The 13,710-nt window shown below is 63.1% G+C and carries 9 protein-coding genes; 1 reads left to right on the top strand and 8 read right to left on the bottom strand.

All coding sequences use genetic code 11. The features are described 5' to 3' along the window. Positions 1–26: 26 nt before the first annotated feature. The 8 genes from NRB16_RS21750 to NRB16_RS21715 form a co-directional block, all read right to left on the bottom strand. Positions 27–1,679, bottom strand: coding sequence for a BatD family protein (locus NRB16_RS21750; protein ID WP_257106897.1), 1,653 nt, complete (start codon positions 1,677–1,679; stop codon positions 27–29). Continuing rightward, positions 1,676–3,391: a VWA domain-containing protein gene (locus tag NRB16_RS21745; protein WP_257106896.1), complete on the bottom strand. Its 1,716-nt coding sequence runs from the start codon at positions 3,389–3,391 to the stop codon at positions 1,676–1,678. The genes NRB16_RS21750 and NRB16_RS21745 overlap by 4 nt, the downstream gene beginning before the upstream one ends. Next, a complete protein-coding gene (locus NRB16_RS21740; RefSeq protein ID WP_253117269.1) occupies positions 3,388–4,452 on the bottom strand; it encodes a VWA domain-containing protein in 1,065 nt (354 codons plus the stop codon). Before NRB16_RS21740 ends, NRB16_RS21745 begins: the two co-directional genes overlap by 4 nt. Further along, on the bottom strand, positions 4,445–4,939 hold the full coding sequence (locus NRB16_RS21735; protein ID WP_257106895.1) for a DUF4381 domain-containing protein: 495 nt from the start codon (positions 4,937–4,939) through the stop codon (positions 4,445–4,447). The genes NRB16_RS21740 and NRB16_RS21735 overlap by 8 nt, the downstream gene beginning before the upstream one ends. Continuing rightward, the gene (locus NRB16_RS21730) at positions 4,936–5,880 is read right to left on the bottom strand and encodes a DUF58 domain-containing protein (RefSeq protein WP_045493425.1); all 945 of its coding nucleotides are present in this window, start codon (positions 5,878–5,880) and stop codon (positions 4,936–4,938) included. The genes NRB16_RS21735 and NRB16_RS21730 overlap by 4 nt, the downstream gene beginning before the upstream one ends. Before the next feature lie 4 nt (positions 5,881–5,884). Then, positions 5,885–6,844, bottom strand: a complete 960-nt coding sequence (locus tag NRB16_RS21725) for a MoxR family ATPase (RefSeq protein ID WP_045493422.1) — start codon at positions 6,842–6,844, stop codon at positions 5,885–5,887. A 197-nt stretch (positions 6,845–7,041) separates the two neighbouring features. Further along, complete coding sequence (locus NRB16_RS21720) at positions 7,042–7,800, bottom strand: amidohydrolase (protein WP_045493419.1); 759 nt, start codon at positions 7,798–7,800, stop codon at positions 7,042–7,044. 42 nt (positions 7,801–7,842) lie between these two features. Then, positions 7,843–8,205, bottom strand: a complete 363-nt coding sequence (locus NRB16_RS21715) for a hypothetical protein (protein WP_045493416.1) — start codon at positions 8,203–8,205, stop codon at positions 7,843–7,845. Positions 8,206–8,565: 360 nt separating this feature from the next. Here NRB16_RS21715 and NRB16_RS21710 point away from each other — a divergent pair, with 360 nt between their 5' ends. After that, positions 8,566–13,422 (top strand): NAD-glutamate dehydrogenase, encoded by a 4,857-nt coding sequence (locus tag NRB16_RS21710; RefSeq protein WP_045493413.1) that lies wholly within the window; start codon positions 8,566–8,568, stop codon positions 13,420–13,422. The last annotated feature ends 288 nt before the right edge of the window (positions 13,423–13,710 follow it).

The following is a 13,710-nucleotide window of genomic DNA, read 5'->3' as shown; positions in this document are numbered from 1 at the left end:
GGCAGCGCTCCTGCAAGGCCGTGAATTCATTTCGGATACAGCGGCGGCAGCCCGGCGTCTGCCGAGCTGTCTTGTATGTGCTCTACCGTCGGCAGGCTGCGGATCGCCCGCCACAACTCTTCACCGAGCCAGAACGGCCCGGCTTCGCTGTACAGCGCCCCGTTCAGACCGTCCAGCGCATCGGACAGCGGCACAAAGCGCGCGGCCATGTCGGCCAGGGTTTCGGGCTGTTGACGGGCCCAGGCGTCGAGCGCCTGGCGGGTACTTTGCGGGTCGTTGGCCAGGCAGGCACGCCTGAGGTCATCGAGCACCGTGCGCGGGCTGGGACCGGTCTGCGCGGCGCGCGCCACCGCCGGCAGGCCGCGGGCCCGCCACCAGAGCCACAGGCCCAGCAGGGTTGTGCAGGCGAAAAACAGCGTGCTCAGTTGCCAGATCCATAGCCATGGCGACAGCCCGTGCTCACCGGATACCGGGGTGTCGACTGCCAGCCCAGGGTTGACGCTGACCTGCAAGGTACGCGCCGGCAGGCTGGTGTGTTCGATATGGTCTTCGCGGGTGTTCCACCAGGTCACTTCCACCGCCGGCAGTTCCAGGCTGGCGGCCCGGCCCGGTACCAGCGCTTCGCTTTCTTTGCGGCTGCCAGTCAGGCCACGCTCACCTGGCTGATTGGTCAGTTGTGGCTGGTCCGGATAGCGGCGTACGCCCGGCAAGTCGGGGATCTGCAGGGGCGGCAATTGCGAAGCCGACAGGCCCTCGACCTTGAGGGTCAAGGTTCGGGTCAGTGAATCCCCGGCCTGGACGGTGGTGGTGTCCGGGTTCCAGCTTTCTTCGAGATTCACGCTGCTGGCCGGCAGCCATGGCTTATCGGCCGGCCACAACTCCGGGCGCGCCTTGACCTTGAGGCTGATTTCCGCCGAGCTGACCTGCAGCGCCTTGCCCGGTTGTGGCCCATAGGGGTTAGGCGCCTGTTGCTGGCCGGGGCTGGCCGCCGAGGGGCTCTGGGCCTGGGTGGCGCTGAACACCAGCGCCGGAATCTTCAGCAGCCCGCTTTGTTGCGGATAGATGGCGTAGCGGGTCTCGATCACCCCGTGGCGGATACCGTTGATGAGTTTCTCGTAGGTTCGTGAGTCACCGAGTTTCTCGATACGGGCTTCGGGCAGTTGCAGCGGGCTCAGGCTGCTGTCGTCGAACAGTGACACCGAGTGATAGATACGCAGGGTCAGCACCGCCTGGGCCTGTACATAGACGCTGTCCTGGTCGAGGCTGGCCTCGATGAACACCGGTGCCAGCTCGCTGCCCGGTTCCTGGGCATCGCCGGGCAATACCTGCAGCAAGACCGGTTGGGTGCGTGATTGGCCCAGTTGCACCGGTGGTATCTCGACGCTGCCGGTGTGGCGTGGCAACAGGGTGATCAGCCAGCGGGTATTGGCCTGGCTGTTGCCGTCCAGGGTGGTCAGGCTGTTGACCTGGCGGGTGTCACGCACTTCGAAGGCTTCGTCCAGCACGCTCAGGTCAGGTTTGCCGAACTGGGTGACGTCGTTGGTTTCCAGGGTCAGCTCGACCGTCTCACCGGCGACCAGCCGGGTGCGGTCGACCTGCGCGGTGAGTTCGGCGGCCTGGCTACACAGTGCGGTCATCCACAGCAGAAGGCCGGACAACAAAAGGGGGGCGCGGCTCATCGGCTGGTTTCCTGATGTTGCTGCTCATAACGGAATTTGCGTCGCAGCAGTTCGCCCGGATCATCGGGGATCTGCCGGAGCCAGTGCTCCAGCGACTGGCGCCGCTCGCCATCGAACGGCTCGTCGGGCAGGGCCACGGGCGGGCGAGTGGTGTTGTCGGCTTCGTCGATGGCATCGCTTGAGTTCATGTTACTCGCGTCGCGGGTCTGGCTCGGTGGCTCGTCTTGTTCGCTGTGCTGGGCCTGGCTTTGTTGCTGGCTGGTGTCAGCCTGCTGAGCGCTGTCAGTCGCTTCGTCCGGTGACGCCTGTTCTTCGCTTGGCGGCTGCTGCGGCTCGTCGGTTGCAGCGGGTTGCAGTTGATCCAGAGCCTGTTGGACAAGGCTCAGGTTGAACTGTGCGGCAGGAAAGTCAGGCTGGCGCTCCAGCGCCTGCTCATAGGCATCCAGCGCCGCTTCCAGCTCACCGCTCATGGCCAGGGCATTACCACGATTGTAGTGGTCGGCGGGCGTATCACCGCCAGCAAATTGTTGCGCCGCAGCGGCGTAGTCGCCGGCGGCGTAGAGCGCCGTGCCTTTCCAGCGCGGGTCAGTGAAGCGTTGCGCTGCTTCGTCAGGGCGCTTTTTTTGCATCAGCCGCTGACCCTGTTGATCGGCGCGCAACCACAAGTCCTGGAATTCAAACGCCATGGCGTTGTGCGGCAGCACACACAGCAGGGCCAGCACGAACAGCCAGCCCCGGCGTGCCGCACAGGCGGCCAGCAGTAGCAGTGGCAGGAGCAGCCAATAGCCTTGGTCAGCGCGGCTGTCCAGGCGCAGAACGCGGCCATCGCGATTGATTTGCTGCGGGCTGTCGAGCAGACCCAGGCTGCGCAGATCGTCAAGGCCAGGACGCGCCTGACGGTAGTTGCCCCCGACCTGTGCTGCGAAATCAGCGAGCCCCTGACTGTCGAGCCGGGCGACCATGATCGCGCCGTGTTCATCGCGTAACAGACCGCCATTCTCTTGGGTCACCGGTACGCCATCATTGCTACCCAGGCCAAGGATGCTCAGCGACGGGCTCTGGTTGCCCAGCCGCTGGCGGATGCCCTGACGTTCCTGTTCATTGAGTGCAGAGGTCATCAGCAGCACCCGGCCCTGGCCCAGGTCGGCTTGGCGCAGCAGCTCCAGAGCCTTGCCCAGCGCCAGGTCGGCGCGCTGCCCGGCGGCCGGCATGATCGACGGCTTGATGGCGTCGATCAGGTTGTAGCTGGTGGCCAGGTCGTCAGACAGTGGCACCAGCGTGTGGGCGCTGCCGGCGTACACGACGACCGCGGTCTGGGTATCGCTGCGCGCCTGCAACAGGTCGCGCAGTTTGCGCCGGGCCTGCTCCAGACGGCTGGGCGGGGTGTCGGTGGCGAGCATCTGCGGGGTGAGCTCAAGCACCACCACCAATGGATCAACCGGCTTCTGACCATGTTGTTCGATGCGTTGCCAACTGGGACCGATCAGGGCCAGTACGGCAAGCAGCCAGGCCAGACCCAGCACCACCCAGGGTTGTTTGCTGCCCCGGCCGTTACCGCCGTTGAGCAGTGCTGCGTGAAACGCGGGCGGTATCAGCAGTTGCCAGCGCCCGGCGCGTTTCTGGCGGTGCCAGAGCTTGTACAGCAACCAGACCAGCAAGGGGATGACCAGCAGCCACAGCGGGCGCAGCCAGTAAGGCCAGAATGCGCTCATTTGCGGGCTCCGGTCTTTTTAAGGCGCTGGCGCAGGGCGTTCAGTCGCTCGACTGCGGCCTGGCGCAGGCGCTCCAGTGCGTTGTCAGGCCAGAGCTCGACAATCACCCATAGCACACTGAGCAGCAGCGCCAGCGCCAGTGGCCAGGCATAGAGCGGCAGGGCCGGGCGGGCCTGGGTCGGTTGCTGGGCGACCGGCTCCAGAGCATCGAGGATGCTGCGGATGTTCTCCAGTTGGTCGCCGTCGCGGGCACGGAAATACTCGCCGCCGCTGAGCTCGGCGATACGCTTGAGTGTCGGCTCGTCGAGGTCCAGGCTCGGGTTGAGGCCCAAAAGGCTCTGGATGCCGGTGCTGTCCGGGTCCGCACCGATGCCGATCGGGTAGATCTTCACCCCCTCATCGGCCGCCAGTCGGGCAGCGGTCACCGGGTCGATCTGCCCGCCATTGTTGGCGCCATCAGTGACCAGAATCAGTACCCGGCTTTCGGCCGGCCGTTGGCGCAGGCGTTTCAAGGCCAGGCCAATGGCATCACCGATGGCGGTGTTCTTGCCGGCAATGCCGATCCGCGCTTCGTCCAGCCAGACCCGCACGGTTCGCCGGTCGAAGGTCAGGGGTGCCTGCACATAAGCCTGGCTGCCAAACAGGATCAGGCCGACCCGGTCGCCTTCACGGTGTTCAAGAAAGTCGCCGAGCATCTGCTGCACCAAGGCCAGACGGCTGAGCTCTTCACCCTGCCATTGCATGTCGGGGTAGTCCATGGAGCCAGAGACATCCACCGCGACCAGCAGGTCCCGGCCGCTGGCGGCAATCGGCAAGGGCTCGCCGAGCCATTGCGGGCGGGCACTGGCCAGCAACAGCAACAGCCAGATCACCAGCAACGGGCCGCGTTGCCGCCAGGCGGGCAGGTTGGCTCTGGCGCGGCGGCCTTTGAGGCCTTCAAGTTCACTGATGAAGCTGACCTTGAGCGCCGCCTCGCCGTTGTCGGCCACCGGCAGCAGCCAGCGCATCAGCCAAGGCAGCGGCAGCAGGGCGAAGATCCACGGCCAGGCGAACTCAAACATGTTTGCGGATCCAGGTTTCGACCGACTGGGTCAGGCCGTTGATCGCTTTATCGTCCAGTTTGCATTCGGGTTTGTAGGCGCCTTCGACCAACACCATCCAGCGCGTCAGGCCAGCGGCCGGGCAACGGTTGTCGAGAAACGCCAGCCATTTACGGCCATTGAGGGTGTGGCTCTGGCTGTACGGATAGTGGTTGCGACACAGGCGTTTGAGCAAACCGTTGATTTGCTGCAGCCAGGCACCGGCCGGCGCACCGTCATAGGGCTTGGCCAGGCTGGCCAGTTCTGCGAGTGCCGCCACCCGTACCGGGTCCAGCGGTTGCTCGGCGCGTGGCAACGGGTTACGCGCCCGCAGCAGCCGGTAGGCTCGCCATAATCCCCAGCCGGCCAAGGGCAACAGGGCGATCAGCAGCCACCAGCCCGGCGCGGGCGGCCACAGCCCCGGCGGCGCAGGTGCGATCAATGGCTGTAGCTGGTCCAGTAGGCTCATGGCTGCTTCACCGGGCGCTGGGCCTTGAGGAACTCACGCAACTGCTCGACCAGTTCGATCTGGGTACTCAAGGGCATCAGCAACACCCGCAGCTTTTGCGCCAGACGTTCCCAGCGTGCGCAGCGGGCTTCGCCCAGCGCCCGGTAGTTTTTGCGCAGTTCGACATTCAAGGTGTCGAGCTCGAGCTCGGCGCCTCGTTCGGCAAAGCGCAGCAGGCCGGCGGCAGGCAGGGCGCGGTCCAGCGGATCGGAGAGCGGCAGCAGGAGCAGGTCGCAGTGTCGCGACAACAGGCTCAGCTGCTGCTCGGCCGCATCGCTGAGCGCGCGCTCGTCACACAGTACGATCACCAGGCTGCCGGGGCGTAGCACTTCGCGGGCGCGGCGCAATGCGGTGCCGAACGCGTCGCGATCGGCGGCGATTTCGGTGTGCAGCGACTGGTTGACCCGCACCAGACGATTGAGCAGTTGCAGCAGGCTCTGCTTGCTGCGTCGCGGTTTGATTTCGTAGTGTTCCCGGTCACCGAACACCAGGCCGCCGACCCGGTCGTTGTGTTCCAGGGCGGCCCAGCCGATCAAGGCGGCCGCTTGCGCCGCCAGCACCGATTTGAAGGTCAGCCCTGAGCCGAAGAACAGCCGGCGGCTTTGCTCGACCATGATGAAAATCGGCCGTTCGCGCTCTTCGTGAAACAGCTTGGTATGTGGTTCCTGGGTGCGGGCGGTGACTCGCCAGTCGATGTTGCGCACATCGTCGCCGGCCTGGTAGACCCGCACCTGATCGAAGTCCACGCCACGCCCGCGCAACTTCGAATGGTGCAGGCCGATCAGCGGGCTGCGCCGGTTCGGCGTGGAGAACAGCTGCACCTCACGAACGCGATGGCGCATCTCGATCAGTTCGCGCAGGCTGACCCGGATGCCCGGTTGAGAAATCAGGTCTGCTGGCATGGCGTCAGGCGACGGCGACGACGTCGAGGATGCGCTGGGTCACCCGGTCCTGATCGATACCGGCCGCTTCGGCTTCGAACGACAGGATGATGCGGTGACGCAACACGTCAAACAGCACCGCCTGGATGTCTTCGGGGCTGACAAAGTCGCGCCCGGCCAGCCACGCGTGCGCCCGTGCGCAGCGGTCCAGGGCAATCGAGCCGCGCGGGCTGGCGCCGTAGCCGATCCACTCGGCCAGTTCCGGGTCGAACTTGGCGGGCGTGCGGGTGGCCATTACCAATTGCACCAGGTACTCCTCCACGGCATCGGCCATGTACAAGCCGAGGATTTCCTTGCGTGCGGCAAAGATCGCTTGCTGGCTGACCCGCCGCTCCGGCTTGGTTTCACCGTTCAAGGCCTCGCCGCGTGCCTGCTGGAGAATCTTGCGTTCTACGGCGGCGTCCGGGAAGCCGATCTTGACGTGCATCAGAAAACGGTCGAGCTGGGCCTCAGGCAGCGGGTAAGTGCCTTCCTGCTCGATAGGGTTCTGGGTGGCCATGACCAGAAACAGCGGCGACAGGTCGTAGGTGCTGCGCCCGACACTGACTTGACGCTCAGCCATGGCTTCGAGCAGGGCTGACTGGACCTTGGCCGGGGCGCGGTTGATTTCGTCGGCCAACACCAGGTTATGGAAGATCGGCCCCTGCTGGAACACGAAGCTGCCGGTTTCAGGGCGGTAGATTTCGGTGCCGGTGATGTCCGCCGGCAGCAGGTCAGGGGTGAACTGGATACGATGAAACTGGGCTTCGACCCCTTCGGCCAGTTCTTTGATGGCCTTGGTCTTGGCCAGCCCCGGCGCACCCTCGACCAGCATGTGGCCATCGGCGAGCAGAGCGATCAGCAGCCGGTCGACCAGCTTTTCCTGACCGAGGATCTGGGTTGAAAGAAAGCTGCGCAGCGCAATCAGCGCTTCACGATGTTCCATCGATGATGGTTCCTGGCAAGGTGGTACCGCTGTGCAATGGCGGCCCCGAGTGTCGCGAGTCAGGCCCTGCAAGTAGTCCGGTGAACCGGATACCGGGAGTCGGCCTGCAAAACAGAACCCTGGGCTGGGGGCGCTACTTTAATCTATCCGGACCCCTGACGACTAATGGCGGCGGGTATTTTTCGGCGGCTACCGCCTCAACTGGTTTGCAGTCGATAGAAACTGGCCGCGTTGTTCCATAGCACGCGCTGGGCTGCCGAGTCGCCGAGGGTCTCGAAGAGCATTTCAAGGTCGCGCAGCAGGGCGTCCGGTGTTGCGTTGATCAACGGCAGGCCGGTGCCGAGCATCAGCGCGCTGGGGTTGGCTGCATGGATGTCCTTGAGCATCCCGACGGAGGTGGCATTGAAGCCGCTCATGCCGCAGATCTTGACGTGCGCGCCCTGTTCGGCAAGGCGCAGCAGGGTCGGCAGACCGTTGCGGCTCAGTACCCGGTGGTCCAGGCACAGCGCTGGCAGCTGCGACAGGCAGTCTTCAAGGTCGGCCAGTTCGCGGGCGTCCACCGCCAGCTCGACATGCCAGCCCACATGGCGGTGTACCCGCCGCCCCATCGCGAGGATCTGCTCCTGCAATAGCGGCTCGCCGGTTTTAAGCGCCAGGCGCAGGCCGCGTACCCCGAAGCCGTTCAAGGTGTCGAGTTCGGCGTCGGCGACCGTGGCTGGCAGGCGGGTGACCCCGACGTAGCCAGGACCCAGCCAGCGCAGCGCGTCAAGCAGGTGGCCCTGGTGAAAGCCTTGGGCGGTGCTGGAAATTACCGCACCACCGGTAAACCCCAGTGGCGCGACACTGGCCTGGTAGTCGGCGACGGTGAAGGGGCCGGGCACCGGCCGGTTACAGACCTTGAGCGAATAGCGCGGGTTGAAAATATGGCAATGAGCGTCGAAACGTGGCGTGGTCATGGCGGCCTCCTGGGCGATGGCGCATGACTTTACCCGCTCAGCTCAGCTGATCTGGCTGACATATGTACCGACATTGTTGCTCAGAATAATGCGCAGGGTCTGGTCGATTTCGGCCAGGTCACTGACCTGACTGTCGTAGTGGATTTCATAGTGCCCATGGCCTTCAAGGCGCGCCGCATCGGCTGGCTCAAGCTCGATCAGCAGTCGAGCGGTTTCAAGGGTGATCTTCAGGCTGCTGACTTCCAGGCTTTTATCGTCGCCTATGCGGATCTCGACCTGATCCTCATCCGGGAAGCGGCCCAGCGAAAACAGATCGCCATTATCGCCGTGGCAGCAGAGCATGGCCATGTCGTCGTATTCGTCGTCGCAGGGATTGGCAATGAGGCAGAGGGTGTTGATCAGCATGTGAGATTCCTGGTCCGGGCTACTGGCGGGGCGCAATTGTGCCAGCACCTGATGAACTTTGCTGGTGCGGCGGGTTGGCGCCGGTCGGGTGGTTATCGTACCTGTTGGTCGATGACCGAATATGTCGCAGCCCTGTAAGCCGTTGCCGCGCTGCTGTCGTTAAGCTGGAAAAAGGCGATGAACGGTTGTGTGCTGGCGTGTTGCCGGTTCGTGGCTTTTTCTGACGTACTTCCGGAAATGGGCAACCGATTGTGTCGTTGCCCGAGGTTGTGTCTATTTCGCTCTACACTCGATCCTGTCGACGACCGGATCACGACAAGCTGCTCAGCCCTCTAAAAAAGCCAAAGCGGAGTATCATCGATGGCGTTCTTCACCGCAGCCAGCAAGGCCGACTTCCAGCATCAACTGCAAGCGGCCCTGGCGCAGCACATCAGCGATCAGGCCTTGCCACAAGTGGCCCTGTTCGCCGAGCAATTTTTCGGCATCATTTCTCTGGATGAACTGACTCAGCGCCGCCTGTCCGATCTGGCCGGTTGTACGCTGTCGGCCTGGCGACTGCTGGAACGCTTCGAACACGATACTCCGCAAGTACGCGTCTACAACCCTGACTACGAGCGCCATGGCTGGCAGTCGACCCATACCGTGGTCGAAGTGCTGCATCACGACCTGCCGTTCCTGGTCGACTCGGTACGCACCGAGCTCAATCGCCGCAGCTACAGCATCCATACCTTGCAGACCACTGTTCTGAGCGTACGCCGTGGTCCCCAGGGCGAACTGCTCGAACTGCTGCCCAAGGGCACCAGCGGCGAGGGCGTGCTGCAAGAGTCGCTGATGTACCTGGAAATCGACCGCTGCTCCAATGCCAGCGAGTTGAGTGCCCTGGCCCGTGAGCTGGAACAGGTGCTGGGAGAGGTGCGGGTGGCGGTTGAAGACTTCGAGCCGATGAAGGCCCGGGTCAACGATGTACTGGCGGCCATTGATGCCAGCCAATATGCCATCGACCCCGAGGAGAAAGCCGAGGTCAAGGTGTTCCTGCAGTGGCTGGTGGACAACCACTTCACTTTCCTGGGCTATGAAGAGTTCACGGTGCGCAGTGAAGCCGATGGCGGTCACATCGAATACGACCCCTCGTCCCTGCTGGGCCTGACCCGTTTGCTGCGTGCCGGGCTCAGTGACGAGGACCTGCATATCGAAGACTATGCGGTGAAATACCTGCAGGAGCCGACCCTGCTGTCGTTCGCCAAGGCCGCGCTGCCCAGCCGGGTGCACCGTCCGGCTTACCCGGACTACGTGTCGATCCGCCTGATCGATGCCTCGGGCAGCGTGGTCAAGGAATGCCGTTTCATGGGCCTGTACACCTCGTCGGTGTATGGCGAGAACGTGCATCGCATTCCTTACATTCGCCGCAAGGTCGCGGAAGTCGAGCGTCGCTCCGGCTTCGACGCCAAGGCGCACCTGGGCAAGGAGCTGGCCCAGGTCATCGAAGTGTTGCCGCGTGACGACCTGTTCCAGACCCCGGTGGACGAACTGTTCGGCACCGTGATGTCGATCGTCCAGATCCAGGAGCGCAACAAGATTCGGGTGTTCCTGCGCAAGGACCCGTACGGGCGTTTCTGCTACTGCCTGGCCTACGTGCCGCGTGACGTGTATTCCACCGAGGTGCGGCAGAAGATCCAGCAGGTGCTCATGGAGCGCTTGAAGGCCAGCGATTGCGAGTTCTGGACGTTCTTCTCCGAGTCGGTCCTGGCCCGCGTGCAACTGATCCTGCGGGTTGACCCGAAAGTCACGCTGGATATCGACCCGGTCCAACTGGAAAACGAAGTCATCCAGGCCTGTCGCTCGTGGAAAGACGATTATGCCAGCCTGGTCATCGAGAGCTTCGGCGAGGCCCACGGCACCAACGTTCTGGAAGACTTCCCGAAAGGCTTCCCTGCCGGCTATCGCGAGCGCTTTGCCGCGCATTCGGCAGTGGTCGACATGCAGCATGTGCTGAGCCTGTCGCAAGACAATCCGCTGGTGATGAGTTTCTATCAGCCACTGGCCGGGCGTCGTCAGCAATTGCATTGCAAGCTGTACCACGCCGATACCCCGCTGGCGCTGTCCGATGTCCTGCCGATCCTGGAGAACCTCGGCCTGCGGGTGCTGGGCGAGTTCCCTTATCGTTTGCAGCATGTCGATGGCCGTGAATTCTGGATTCATGACTTCGCGTTCACTTACGCTGAAGGTCTGGACCTGGATATCCAGCAGCTTAACGACGTGTTGCAGGATGCCTTCGTGCATATCGTGCGCGGCGACGCCGAGAACGATGCGTTCAACCGCCTGGTGCTGACGGCCGGCCTGCCATGGCGCGATGTGGCGCTGCTGCGGGCCTATGCCCGCTACCTGAAACAGATCCGCCTGGGCTTCGACCTGGGTTATATCGCCAGCACCCTGAACAACCACACCGATATCGCCCGTGAACTGACCCGGTTGTTCAAGACCCGCTTCTACCTGGCGCGCAAGCTGGGCTCGGACGATCTGGACGACAAGCAACTGCGCCTGGAGCAGGCGATTCTCACCGCGCTCGATGATGTTCAGGTTCTCAACGAAGACCGGATCCTGCGTCGTTACCTGGACCTGATCAAGGCCACGCTGCGTACCAACTTCTACCAGACCGACGCCAATGGTCAGAACAAGGGCTACTTCAGCTTCAAGTTCAACCCGCGCCTGATCCCCGAGCTGCCCAAGCCGGTGCCGAAGTTTGAGATCTTCGTTTACTCGCCGCGTGTCGAAGGCGTGCATCTGCGCTTCGGCAACGTGGCGCGTGGCGGCCTGCGCTGGTCGGACCGCGAAGAAGACTTCCGCACTGAAGTGCTGGGCCTGGTAAAAGCCCAGCAGGTGAAGAACTCGGTGATCGTGCCGGTCGGGGCCAAGGGCGGCTTCGTACCGCGTCGGCTGCCGACTTCCGGTGGTCGTGATGAAGTCCAGGCCGAGGCGATTGCCTGCTACCGGATTTTCATTTCCGGCCTGCTGGACATCACCGACAACCTCAAGGAAGGTGTGCTGGTGCCGCCGACCAATGTGGTGCGTCACGATGATGACGATCCGTACCTGGTGGTGGCGGCCGACAAGGGCACCGCGACGTTCTCCGACATCGCCAACGGCATCGCCATCGACTACGGCTTCTGGCTCGGTGACGCTTTCGCGTCGGGTGGTTCGGCAGGTTACGACCACAAGAAAATGGGCATCACCGCCAAGGGTGCCTGGGTGGGTGTCCAGCGCCACTTCCGTGAGCGTGACATCAACGTCCAGCAAGACAGCATCACCGTGATCGGCATCGGTGACATGGCTGGCGACGTGTTCGGCAACGGCTTGCTGATGTCTGACAAACTCAAGCTGGTCGCGGCCTTCAACCACCTTCATATCTTCATCGACCCCAATCCGGAGCCGGCCAGCAGCTTCGCCGAGCGTCAGCGGTTGTTCGACCTGCCGCGTTCGGCGTGGACCGATTACGATGCCAGCCTGATCTCTGCCGGTGGCGGCATCTTCCCGCGCAGCGCCAAGAGCATTGCGATCTCCGAGCAGATGAAAGAACGCTTCGATATCAAGGCTGACAAGCTGACGCCGACCGAGCTGATGCACGCTTTGCTCAAGGCGCCGGTCGACCTGCTGTGGAACGGCGGCATCGGCACCTACGTCAAATCCAGTGAAGAAAGCCACGCCGATGTTGGCGACAAGGCCAACGATGCGCTGCGGGTCAATGGTGATGAGCTGCGCTGCAAGGTGGTGGGCGAGGGTGGCAACCTGGGCATGACCCAGCTCGGCCGGGTCGAGTTCGGCCTGCATGGCGGCGCCACCAACACCGACTTCATCGATAACGCCGGTGGTGTGGACTGTTCCGACCACGAAGTGAACATCAAGATCCTGATCAACGAAGTGGTCCAGGCCGGCGACATGACCCAGAAGCAGCGCAACCAGCTGCTCGAAAGCATGACCGACGAAGTGGGTCATCTGGTGTTGGGCAACAACTACAAGCAGACCCAGGCACTGTCGCTGGCGGCGCGTCGGGCTTACGACCGGATTGCCGAATACAAGCGCCTGATGAACGATCTCGAAGCGCGCGGCAAGCTGGACCGGGTCATTGAGTTCCTGCCATCCGAAGAGCAGATCGCCGAACGGGTTGCCAGTGGTCATGGCCTGACCCGTGCCGAGCTGTCGGTGCTGATCTCCTACAGCAAGATCGACCTCAAGGAAGCGCTGCTTGAGTCCCGTGTGCCCGATGATGACTACCTGGCCCGGGATATGGAAACTGCGTTCCCGTCGTCGCTGGGTGCTGATTACTCGGCAGCGATGCGCGGCCACCGGCTCAAGCGCGAGATCGTCAGCACCCAGATTGCCAACGATCTGGTCAACCACATGGGCATCACCTTCGTACAGCGTCTGAAGGAGTCCACCGGCATGAGCGCGGCGGCGGTCGCCGGTGCCTATGTCATCGTGCGTGACATCTTCCACCTGCCGCACTGGTTCCGGCAGATCGAGGCGCTGGACTACAAGGTTCCGGCCGAGATCCAGCTGACCCTGATGGATGAACTGATGCGTCTGGGGCGTCGTGCCACGCGCTGGTTCCTGCGCAGCCGTCGCAATGAACTGGATGCCGGTCGTGACGTTGCGCACTTCGGTCCGCACATCGCGGCCCTGGGCCTGAAGCTCGACGAGCTGCTCGAAGGTCGCACCCGTTCGGTCTGGCAGGAACGCTACGAGGCTTACGTCGAGTCAGGCGTACCTGAGCTGCTGGCGAGGATGGTGGCAGGTACTACCCACCTGTATACCCTGCTGCCGATCATCGAAGCCTCTGACGTGACCGGCCACAACGCCGCTGACGTCGCCAAGACCTTCTTCGCCGTGGGCAGCGCCCTGGAAATCACCTGGTACTTGCAGCAAATCAGCAACCTGCCAGTGGAAAACAACTGGCAGGCACTGGCTCGCGAAGCGTTCCGTGATGATATCGACTGGCAGCAACGGGCGATCACTATCTCGGTTCTGCAGATGCAGGAGGCGCCGGAGGATATCGAAGAACGCCTGGCGTTGTGGCTGGAACAGCACGCGGCAATGGTCGAGCGCTGGCGCGCCATGCTGGTCGAACTGCGTGCCGCCAGCGGCACCGACTACGCCATGTACGCGGTTGCCAACCGCGAGCTGCTGGACCTGGCCCTGAGCGGGCAGGGCAGTACGGTTTGATGAGTTGATGTGATGAAAAAAACGCCTCGTGAGAGGCGTTTTTTTTTGGCTGCCAGCTGCCAGCTGCAAGCGGAAAGCGAGATTTGCTATGCCCGTTACTTTTGCTCTTCGAACCGAGATGGCACAGACGACGCCAATCGCGACTTGGGTGCCGGACGGAGGGAAGTTCGCCCGCAGGGCGAAACCTGCAGCTCAGTCACCGCGATGAAGGATTTTCCAGGGGTCTAAAAACCAATTCGCGGCTAAAGCCGCTCCTACAGAGTTACGCGGTCGTCCGCAATAAAAGAG

Origin of the sequence: Pseudomonas sp. LJDD11, assembly GCF_024584215.1 — a bacterium.
Classification (GTDB): Bacteria; Pseudomonadota; Gammaproteobacteria; order Pseudomonadales; family Pseudomonadaceae; genus Aquipseudomonas.
The sequence above is the reverse complement of the archived record's forward strand: the minus strand, read 5'-3'. Positions and strand labels throughout refer to the sequence as shown.

Coding starts and splice junctions, on each gene's coding strand:
- NRB16_RS21750 (WP_257106897.1), bottom strand. CDS start 1,679: ATGAGCCGCGCCCCCCTTTTGTTGTCCGGCCTTCTGCTGTGGATGACC.
- NRB16_RS21745 (WP_257106896.1), bottom strand. CDS start 3,391: ATGAGCGCATTCTGGCCTTACTGGCTGCGCCCGCTGTGGCTGCTGGTC.
- NRB16_RS21740 (WP_253117269.1), bottom strand. CDS start 4,452: ATGTTTGAGTTCGCCTGGCCGTGGATCTTCGCCCTGCTGCCGCTGCCT.
- NRB16_RS21735 (WP_257106895.1), bottom strand. CDS start 4,939: ATGAGCCTACTGGACCAGCTACAGCCATTGATCGCACCTGCGCCGCCG.
- NRB16_RS21730 (WP_045493425.1), bottom strand. CDS start 5,880: ATGCCAGCAGACCTGATTTCTCAACCGGGCATCCGGGTCAGCCTGCGC.
- NRB16_RS21725 (WP_045493422.1), bottom strand. CDS start 6,844: ATGGAACATCGTGAAGCGCTGATTGCGCTGCGCAGCTTTCTTTCAACC.
- NRB16_RS21720 (WP_045493419.1), bottom strand. CDS start 7,800: ATGACCACGCCACGTTTCGACGCTCATTGCCATATTTTCAACCCGCGC.
- NRB16_RS21715 (WP_045493416.1), bottom strand. CDS start 8,205: ATGCTGATCAACACCCTCTGCCTCATTGCCAATCCCTGCGACGACGAA.
- NRB16_RS21710 (WP_045493413.1), top strand. CDS start 8,566: ATGGCGTTCTTCACCGCAGCCAGCAAGGCCGACTTCCAGCATCAACTG.